We start from the raw sequence: 9,584 nt of genomic DNA on the forward strand, positions 1-9,584 counted from the left end.
CAGTGAACCTAGTCGTGAGCGTGATCGCACTGGGGGTGCTGGATGGCTGTACCGGCTGGGGTGGATCTTGCAGGGCCGTACGTCGAGCTGTCGTACGTGGATGCCGTACGCGAGCGTCAGCGGCGGCCGATCCTGGACTGCGTGACAGCCCGCTTCGAGGATGTCGCTCCGGTGCGGCCGTTTCGGTGGTCACGTGGTGAGCGTCACTTCGCTGGCTGGTACTGGGCGGCCACGAATGGGCAGCACGTCGGCTTCGAGTCGTGGCTGGAACGGGACCGCCTCCTGCTGATGGACTTCGATCCCAAGGTGGTGGGGATCGCTTCTCAGCCGTTCTGGCTGCACTGGCATGACGGCGAACGGGAGCGTCGGCACGCCCCGGACTACTTCGTGCGCCGTGGAGACGGCTCGGCGGTGGTCATCGATGTCCGTGTGGATGAGCGGATCGAGCCGAAGGACGCCGAAGCGTTCGAGGTGACGCGCCTGGCCTGCACCCAAACCGGGTGGAGGTTCGAGCGGCTGGGGACGCCGGACGAGGTGCTGCTGGCAAATGCCCGGTGGCTGTCGCGATACCGACATCCCCGATGCCTGAACGGCCTGGCCGCGGCTCGGCTCCGGGAGGTCTTCGCGACGCCGGGGCCGCTGATGGCCGGGGCGGATGCGGCCGGGGAACGCCTGGCGACGCTGCCCGTGCTGTTCCACCTGCTCTGGCGCCAGGAGCTGACCCCTGAGGACATGGCGGCCCAGCTGCTGGGACCCCGCACGATCGTGAGCCTGGCGGATGCGAGGGCCCGGTGACCGGGAAGAAGCGGGTGCCACCGACGGCCCGAATTGCGGAGTTCCCCAAAGCGGCCGCCGACCAGGCCCGCTGGTGGGAGAGGCACATCCTGGAGGTCCTGAACGGTCTGCCGCCGGACGCTCCGAAAGGGGCGAAGCCGCGGCCGGAGTTCGACCCGAGAGTGCACTCGCTGGCCCAGCGGGAGCGGGCCAAGGCGGTCGAGCTGACGGCAGCCGGCCACAAGGTGTCGACCAGTGGGATCAAGCAGCGGCGCCAACGCTACCAGCGGGACGGGCTGGTCGGGCTGGCGGACGGCCGGTCGGCTAAGCAGATGCCGACCTTCGGGCAGGTCGACGGGGCAGTGGTGGAAGCGATGCGGCAGGCAATCATCGAGACTGCCGACGCATCGACAAGAACCATCGGGTTCATCATCTGGCGGACCAAGCAGATCCTCGCCGACCGGGAGGAAACTGCTGCAGTTGAGCTGCCGTCACGGGCCACGCTCTACCGGCTGTTCGAGAAGCTGGCCGCAGGCACCCACGTCACCGGGTCGGCCCGCACGCGCCGCTCGGTTAACGCGCGACCGCCGGGACCGTTCGGTGAGCTGCCGGCCAGTGCCCCGGGCGAGCTGATGCAGATTGACTCCACGCCGCTGGATGTGCTGGTGCGGTTGGATGACGGGATTGCGGAGAAGGTCGAGCTGACGGCCATGGTTGACATCGCCACGAGGTCGATCACCGCGGCGGTGCTGCGGCCCACCACAAAGGCCGCGGATGCCTCCGCGGTTCTGGCCCGAAGCGTCACACCGGAGACGATGCGTCCGGGCTGGCCAGAGGCCCTGCGGATGTCCCACTCGGTGCTGCCGTACCGGCGGCTGCTGAGTATCGACGAGCGCCTGGAGCACGCGGCCGCCCGACCGGTGATTGTTCCGGAGACCATCGTCTGCGACCACGGCAAGGTGTTCGTCTCGCACAACTTCCGGGCGTCCTGCCGCTATCTGGGTATCAACCTGCAACCGGCCCACAAGGCGACGCCGACCGACAAGGGCACGATCGAGAAGACGCTTGGCTCGGTGGCGACGCTGTTCGCCCAGTTCGTCGCCGGTTACACCGGCTCGACCACGGACCGGCGCGGCCGGAAACTAGAAGACGGGCCGCTGTGGTCGCTGCCCGAACTTCAGAGCCTTCTCGACGAGTGGGTCATCGCCTGCTGGCAGACCAGGCCCCATGACGCATTGCGCGACCCGGATTCACCGGCGCGGGCGTTCTCTCCGAACGAGAAGTACGCGACTCTACTTGAGTCCTGCGGCTACGTTCCGGTTCCGCTCGGCGCCGATGACTACGTCGAGCTGCTGCCCGAGCGCTGGCAGGCGATCAACGCCTATGGCATCCGCATCAAGCACCGCATCTACGACAGCGCGGAGTTGAATCCTTTTCGCCGCCAGCACTCCGGAGTGGCGGCGAAGAAGGGCCTGTGGGAGATCCACCACGACCCCTACGACGTCTCCCGGATCTGGGTACGCGACCGCCAAGGCGAACGTTGGATCACCGTCTTCTGGAAGCAGCTACACCGCGTCGGCGTACCGTTCGGCGAGCTGGCCTGGGACCGGGCCTGTGAGCAAGTCTCCGGAGGCACCGAGGAACAGATCGCCGATGCCGTCAGTGCTCTGCTGCGGCGAGCCCACGACGGCCCCGGCGCCAAGGAGGACCCCCCGGCCACGCGTTCCAGACGTGCCCGCCGGGCCGCCGCCCGCACCCGGGTGACCGCCGGGGACCGATCGGTTCCCGACACGCCATCCACCGAGCCCACACACGACGACGGGACGGACATCCATCTCGCCGAAGTCATCCCGCTGGGCCTCTTCGACCCGCTCGCCAACCCTTGGAGGCGCCCGTGACTCGCTCCGAAGCGGCCCAGCACCCCACGTTGCAGGATGCCGATGCCGATGCCAACCGACAATTGACCACCTTGGACGGATGGCGCAGGTTCGTCGATGGCCCTCCTGCAGCCCCAGTGTTGCTTGCCCCTGATGATCTAAAGCGACTGTCCCTGGCTGACCGAATTCTCTACGACGAGGACCGGCTCGACCATCACGCCCGCATGCTCACGGTCGCCACGTCTTTTGTCGAGAGAACGGTGATCTGCGGCCGTCGGCTGGTCCTTCTCAACCGCCACGCGATCAGTGCCCGCCGCGGACTGATGGTCTCCGGGCCACCCGGCACAGGAAAGACGAGCGCTATCTCCCAGCTCGGACGTTCTCATGAGCTTCTCGACCGGGCTCGTCACCCGAATGTCTCGGACCGCATTCCCGTGCTCTACATCACGGTCCCGCCCGCCGCGACTGCTCGCATGGTTGCCGCGGAGTTTGGTCGCTTCCTGGGCCTGCCGGTGCGGCACCGATCGAATATGACGGACATCATCGAGGCCGTGGTCGGCGTATGCACCGATACCCGCACCGGCCTCGTGCTCGTTGACGAGGTCCACAACATCTCGCAGGTCACCCGGGCGGGCGCCGAAGTCTCCGACACCCTCAAGTACTTCTCTGAACGTATCCCTGCAACATTCGTCTACGCGGGCATCAGCCTGGAAACCAGCGAGCTGCTTGCCGGCACACGGGGCGCCCAGATCGCGGGTCGTTTCACCCTCGTCCCTACCCGCCCCTTTCCCTACGGCGACGAATGGAAAGGATTGGTCGCAACGCTGGAGAAAACCTTACTCCTGCACGACCATCCACAGGGCAGCCTGGTCAAACTGGACCGGCACCTCCACAGACGCACTGGAGGGATGATCGGCGCGCTCTCCCACGCGATCCGGGGTGCTGCCATCGACGCGATCCTCAACGGCACGGAACGCGTCACAAAAGCGGGGATCGACTCGATCCCCCTGGATCACGCCGCAGAAGCCTCCGCGCCACTTCACGCAAAGGCATCCCCGTGCTGACAGGGACCATCGACCATCCGCGCCCACTCCCCGTCCAGGTTTCGCCCCGCTTTGGGGAAACCACGGACTCTTACATTCGACGTATGGCCCGTGCCAACCATCTGAAGCCCAGCTACCTGCACGAATACCTCTGCGGACCGCCCTACTGGTTCGGGAAGCCGATTCTCGATCGTCTCGCTGCGGTTTCTGGCCGGAGCCCCGATTCCCTGGACCGCGCTCTTGCCGATGCCAGCTCACGTCGGGGACGCTTCAAACCAACAGCACGCTATGCGAGGAGGTTCCCTTTCCATGGCCGCCGCGACCTCCGATACCGCATAGCCCGTGACGCCTACAGGGGTGTGCCGATGCGGCTGCTCACACAGCGCCATGGCGTGCAGAGATGGGTCGTCCACCGGGCGCTGGACACGGCTCAGCCGCTCCTGCCAGGGACGCGTCGAGGCGCCGACCCGATCAGCAGCGAAATCTCCGACCTCCTCGAAGGCATGATCGCCGCCGGCCTCAACACGAGACAGATGTGGGCCGAACTCCTGGACAACCACGAATACTCGATCTCCTACGGCGCACTCGCCTATCACCTCCGGCGTACCCGGTCATGGCAGCAGCGCCTCAGACAGGCTTGAGGCATGCCCACATGTTGAGGTGTCGCATATTCGCGGGACGAAAGCGGTTTGCACCCGAGAATCCGTCCAGGCTGCAAAGGGGGCCCTGGCAGATAGCACCAGGGCCCCGCATCACTCACCAGGCTTAGAGTGCGGCCACAAGCTTTCTGGCGTCGACAACGCAGTTCTCCAGGTAGTCTGCTTTCACCTGAACACGATGCCCCATGATGTCCAGTTTGCCGGGCCTCTGCGCGTAGAGCGGGCATCCACGCGCCTGAGCGACCACGCCTGCGGTCTGGAAGTCGCGGATCTCCACGACGCCGTCCTCGATATTGTCGAAGGTGAACATCTCGGGGGTAGACGCCATGAGCGCGACGACGTCCCGGTCAATGGAGTGCAGCACCGCAGCGTACGCGGAAGCGGCCCCCATGTACTGAGTGAGCCGGTTCTTAGCAATCACATGCACTTGCGGAAGATCCCGCCCCGCCTCGCGAAGCCGAGTCGCGAAGGCGTACTGAGTATAGATGTCCGACGGGAGCTTGAGACCGTACACCAGAGAGAAGGCATTCTGAATTGCACGACGCGATGAGTCATCCGCCATCACCGGCAAGATAAGTCTGTCGGAAGATGAAAGCGCCACCTGCGTGTACATCGAGAACGAGGGGTTCGTGTCGATGAACACGGTGTCGTAGTCATCTGAGACCGTTTCGAGGAGGTCACGAATCCAGTCGATGATTCGCAGCCACGAGTTCGTGGTCGGGATCGACGTGTTTGCCAGCGCTGACATCGCAGTTGCCTGCATCTCCAGCAACGGGTCACCGGCAATGAGGTCAATATTCTCTGGAATCGCCTGGTTGTACTGACTGGGCTTCGAGATATAGTCAGCCGCCACGATGGTCGGTGGGGCAAAGGGGGAAGACAGGCGCAACTCGAAGTAGCCGCCGATCGTGCGACGCACCGGCTCCCCCTGTCGCGCAAGCAGCACTTCGCTACCTCGAAAGGCGAGCCCCCCATACAGCAGCTCGGAGAGGTTCGCCTGCGGGCAAACATCCAGCACGAGGATACGTTTATCGGGATTCTTGTGAGCGTAATGCGACAAGGTCTGGAAACATAGACTCGTCTTGCCAGTGCCGCCCTTATTGTTCCAGAAGGCGTAAGTGATCATCGACACCCCATCCGCGCCTGAGTTGGACAATGAAGCCATCGTAGCGTCCATTTTGGACATTGTCAAGGTTGGGCTGGACGTGGACTTGCTCGCCGCACTGCACGCAGCCGACGGCTACGACCATGACCACCCACCGATGACTGTGCGTGTACGGCGGGGGGCAACGGAGCAACCACCGCGGATCCCTGCGCCAGCGCGCCGGCCACAGCCGCCAGTGCGCGAAGACGACCGCCCTGACCCCAGAGGGCTGGCCCGGAAGATCCGCGTGGGGCGTTGCGAAAATGGGAGTGACCGAGGGTGGCCGAGCGTCCACTATGAGAGGCATGGCGACGGACTACGAGAACCCCATACGTCATCTCCCCAACGAGGATCCGACTGTCTACGCGGCCTACGGTCTGGCCATGTTCACCGCCGCCACTGTGGAACGCGGGCTGATCAACGCGCTCGCGCACCACCGAATCGGCCTCGCTCGGCAGGAGAAGCGCGTGCTGGGTACTGACCCGTGGAACAAGGCGGCCAGCTCCAGCTTTCAGAATCTCGTCGCCAAGGTGACTCCGCTGTGCGGCAGCGACCCCGAGCTGCCCGCCGACCTCACCAACGCGGTCAAGCGCCGCAACTACCTCGCCCACAGCTTCTGGTATGACAAGGCCCCCGAGATGATGGCCGACGGACCTCGGGGGCGCCTGATCGCAGAACTCGCCGACGACATCGACACCTTCTACATTCTCAACGACCGCGTCGCCGTCGCAGTCGTCACCCCCGGCATGGAAGCCCTCGGTGCCAGCATCGAAGCCTCCGAGGCCCTGTACGAGAAGCTGCTGAGGGACGCCCAGCAGGCCGATTGAACCCAGACCCCCGGGCGCTATGGGAGCGTCCTGAGCCCTGCGCTGCGACGGCGGCCTTGGTACTGGTGGGCTCGCGTATTCAACTGTCGCCAGTTCCCCGAGGAGTCCAGCCTGCTGGTGACCGTGCGTGATCCCCGGAGGCGTGGTGTTCTCGCGCCGTACGATGGATGGGTGACAATCGAGGTGTACGCCGACCGGTTCCTGCAGAGCGCTTTCGACGCCATGGGCGACGACCCGGAACAGATCCTCCATGCAGGAAGGATCGTGGGAGCCGCCAGGTTGGACGCGGCCGACGAGCAGGCCGTGGTCTCCCATCTCGTAGTGCGTGGTTGGGCGAGGCGTGCGGTCAACCAGGCCAACGGCCGTTCTCCCCTCATCCGCTTGACCTGGGCCGGCGTGGCCAAGGCCCGTGAGTTGCGGGCCCACTCGGAGCCACGAGCCGAACGCGAGGCACATCTGAACAACGTGCTGCCTCACTGGGCGTATAACAACTCCCCGTCGGGGGGCTCGGCGGACCTGCAGAAGTTCGCCGCGGCCAAGGAGTGGTGGTTCTGCGGCACCGAGGTCACATGGCACGAAGTAGACGCCGCCGTCGCCTATCTGGAAGCCAAGGGCCTTCTTATGGCCGACCGCGCCCCCCGGCCCCAACGCATTACGCTGACCGCCGACGGCATCGACTTCGTGCACTCCAAGCAGACTCTGTGGTTTTTCCTGACTACCCGTCAGCAGCGGCCCGTCTCAAACGGCACCATCATCGTCGACAGTAATGTCGTGTATGGGCCGGTGCACGACAGCAGCCTGGCCGCCAGAGGAAGCAACGCCCAGACGGTGCGAGGGAACGTGACCGACCACAGTCAGCACCACCCGCAGGCCCCCCAGGCCAACATCAGCGTCGGTGACATCGGGGCGGGCGCTGCCGTAAGTTTCGGCAGCGGCCCCGCCTCCGCAGCGTCCCGGGGCGGCAGAGCCATTGCTGGAAGCCACAACCGGCAGAACACCGGCCTGGAAGACGCCGACCTGATCTCGATTCTCAACCGGCTCCGGCAGGATCTGGGCGAGTATCCCGGAGGGAACGCGCTCATAGACGAACTCCAGGCCCAGGCAGCGTCCGAAGAGGACACACCGGAACTGCGCAGCTCCATGTGGAGGCTCCGCATCGAACCGTTCGCCACCCGGTTCGGAATCGTGGGTTCGCTCGCCTCGATCGTGTCTCTGCTCCTCGGATAGCTCCAGTCGGCTACTGGTGAGCTCTCGTATTCAGCTATCGCCAGTTCCTCGTGGAGTCCAGCCTGCTGGTGATCGTGCGTGATCCCCAGGGGCGCATCGGCTCCATGTCCCGCCGGTCTCGTTGCGGAGCCGGGTGGTGGTCTTGTCGGTGGTTCCTGGCCCGGGCCCGGGTCACCACCTCTGGGGCTGCAGAAATCCGCCGAAGGACCGACGCCACTCGTTGGTGGCGTCGCGCCTCTTGAGTACTTCCTCGACGACCGGGCCCGCCTCTCTGTCGAATGCGCCGTCCCGGAGCACCACGCGGTGACAGACCATGCCGCTGCTGTCCTCCTCGAAGTCCTTCCACTTCCCGCTGTCGTACCGCTTGGAGGGCCGGTGTACGTCGAGGAGCTGGAAGGCTTCGAGTGGCTTGTGCGTCTCGTAGGTGTCGCGGCCGAGGCCGTAGAAGCCGTGGCGCACGTTGCTCAGCACGTACCCGACGGTCATTGGGGCTCTGCCCTCGGGAGTCACGTGCATGGCGTCAAACTTCATGACGTCGAACCACATCAGCAGGGCCGCGATCTCGCTATTGGTGAGCACGTGGACCCAGCCGTTGGTAAAGAACCCGATGGGGATCTCAAGGAAGCTCTCGTCATCGGCCGGCACGGTGTACGGGATGCTCGCGGCGCCGGTGTCCTTGCTCTTTCCGTTCTCGCACAGGAGCAGAACGCCACGGCGGACCTGCCCCTTAATCCCGGTTGCCGACTTGAGCAGCCCCATCTCCTCAAGTGCCTTCATCGCTTGGGCGATCTGCCTGACCTTGTTCGTGCGGACCGAGGACGCCTGTACGCCGGGCCCGGCGTACTTGGCGACGGTCGCCACCAAGCCTTCCCAGGAATCGGTCTTCTGGGCGTCCGGCTCGATCGGGTACGGCTGAGGCCACTCCTTGCCGACCGCCGCCTCGCACTGCGCCGCGAACAGCATCAGGAGGTACAGCTTCAGGGTGAGCCCTTTCGGCGTGATCATCTGTGCGGAGAGCGGGCGCTCGGCCCGAGGCAGCGGCTTCCTCTCGGTCTCGACCGTCCCGCCGAACTTCTCCAGCCTCACGAAGGACCGCCGCACGCGCACAACCTGCGGCTTCTTGCCTCGCGCGTGGATCTCGCGGGCCTTCTTGATCGCATCGGGGAGCTCGCCCCCCATCAAAGCCTGTAGCTGGTCCTTGCGGATCTCGACCTTGCCATCCCGCTCCTGCGCCACAGCTGTCCTCAAAAAGTCTGACGGTTTCACCGCTACCGTTTGATCCGTATGGCTTCGCTATCCAGTTTCAATGTCATCTTCGACTTTAACTGTCGACTCGACGCCATGCGGATCAATCCGTCGACCAGTGTACCTCAGGCCCTGTCAAGTCCGCCGCACCATGGATCTCACGAGCTGGAACCCCAGCCGTTGAGGTCCCACAGGACCAGGGCAGAGAGCCGGCAAGCAGAACTGCCCTGGTACCTGTACGCACAGGAAAGAGGTATTCCTCCTGACTACCACCGACGGTACCCCAGTAGATCCGACAGAGCGCCAGCCCCTCGTCTCCGTGAGCAGGAGGCGCCCCGAGGGAGCACTCGCCTGGTGCCAGTTCGGGTTCTCCGTTCTCTGCGTTGGTTCCGGGGTCGCCCTTTGCTTCACTGGCTTCCCCTTCGTCGGCGGCCCGCTCATCACCGCCGGTACGTGCCTTCACGTCAAGGTCGAGATCAACCCTCGCTGACACCAGCAGTTGATCTTGAAGTAAGAGGACCCCGGCATCACCGGGGTCCTCTGCCGTTGTAGCGGGCGGCGGCGCCGCTGGTCAGGTTCGCTCGCGGCAGGAAGAGTTCGAGGAGGCGTTCCTTCTGGCGGGCACCGAGGCCCTGGACGCGGCGGAGCGCCTGGGAGTAGCCAGGGACGTCGCTGAAGGGGATGTGGTTCGCCTTCAGACGCTCGGGGGCTGCTGGCAGCCGTCTCACCCAATCCAGCCCTCGCAGGTCAACGCGACACCGCCGGCTAACTTCGCTGAGACGGGACAC

The 9,584-nt window shown here is 65.1% G+C and carries 9 protein-coding genes; 6 read left to right on the forward strand and 3 right to left on the reverse strand.

From position 1 onward, the window contains the following. The first annotated feature begins 42 nt into the window (after positions 1-42). The 4 genes from FVS66_RS10785 (at position 43) to FVS66_RS10800 (ending at position 4,335) form a co-directional block, all read left to right on the forward strand. Positions 43-795, forward strand: a complete 753-nt coding sequence (locus tag FVS66_RS10785; RefSeq protein ID WP_149180183.1) for a TnsA-like heteromeric transposase endonuclease subunit — start codon at positions 43-45, stop codon at positions 793-795. Continuing rightward, complete coding sequence (locus tag FVS66_RS10790; protein WP_149180184.1) at positions 792-2,672, forward strand: Mu transposase C-terminal domain-containing protein; 1,881 nt, start codon at positions 792-794, stop codon at positions 2,670-2,672. The genes FVS66_RS10785 and FVS66_RS10790 overlap by 4 nt, the downstream gene beginning before the upstream one ends. After that, positions 2,669-3,715: an ATP-binding protein gene (locus tag FVS66_RS10795; RefSeq protein ID WP_187645424.1), complete on the forward strand. Its 1,047-nt coding sequence runs from the start codon at positions 2,669-2,671 to the stop codon at positions 3,713-3,715. Before FVS66_RS10790 ends, FVS66_RS10795 begins: the two co-directional genes overlap by 4 nt. A gap of 83 nt (positions 3,716-3,798) precedes the next feature. Beyond that, the gene (locus FVS66_RS10800; protein WP_149180185.1) at positions 3,799-4,335 is read left to right on the forward strand and encodes a hypothetical protein; all 537 of its coding nucleotides are present in this window, start codon (positions 3,799-3,801) and stop codon (positions 4,333-4,335) included. Between the two features lie 124 nt (positions 4,336-4,459). Here the strand turns inward: FVS66_RS10800 and FVS66_RS10805 are convergent, their stop codons facing one another. Then, positions 4,460-5,530 (reverse strand): ParA family protein, encoded by a 1,071-nt coding sequence (locus FVS66_RS10805; RefSeq protein ID WP_222946907.1) that lies wholly within the window; start codon positions 5,528-5,530, stop codon positions 4,460-4,462. A gap of 272 nt (positions 5,531-5,802) precedes the next feature. Between FVS66_RS10805 and FVS66_RS10810 the strand changes: the two genes are divergently transcribed. Both FVS66_RS10810 and FVS66_RS10815 read left to right on the forward strand, forming a co-directional pair. After that, entirely contained in the window at positions 5,803-6,324 is a 522-nt protein-coding gene (locus FVS66_RS10810; protein ID WP_149180186.1) for a hypothetical protein, read from the forward strand. A gap of 171 nt (positions 6,325-6,495) precedes the next feature. Continuing rightward, a complete protein-coding gene (locus tag FVS66_RS10815) occupies positions 6,496-7,551 on the forward strand; it encodes a hypothetical protein (RefSeq protein WP_149180187.1) in 1,056 nt (351 codons plus the stop codon). A 171-nt stretch (positions 7,552-7,722) separates the two neighbouring features. Here FVS66_RS10815 and FVS66_RS10820 read toward each other — a convergent pair whose 3' ends face one another. Together FVS66_RS10820 and FVS66_RS10825 are read right to left on the reverse strand one after the other, a co-directional pair. Next, on the reverse strand, positions 7,723-8,787 hold the full coding sequence (locus FVS66_RS10820) for a hypothetical protein (RefSeq protein WP_149180188.1): 1,065 nt from the start codon (positions 8,785-8,787) through the stop codon (positions 7,723-7,725). Positions 8,788-9,323: 536 nt separating this feature from the next. Continuing rightward, a complete protein-coding gene (locus tag FVS66_RS10825; protein WP_149180189.1) occupies positions 9,324-9,524 on the reverse strand; it encodes a hypothetical protein in 201 nt (66 codons plus the stop codon). Positions 9,525-9,584 lie beyond the last annotated feature (60 nt).

Origin of the sequence: Streptomyces sp. TRM49041 (assembly GCF_008271805.1) — a bacterium.
GTDB lineage: Bacteria > Actinomycetota > Actinomycetes > Streptomycetales > Streptomycetaceae > Streptomyces.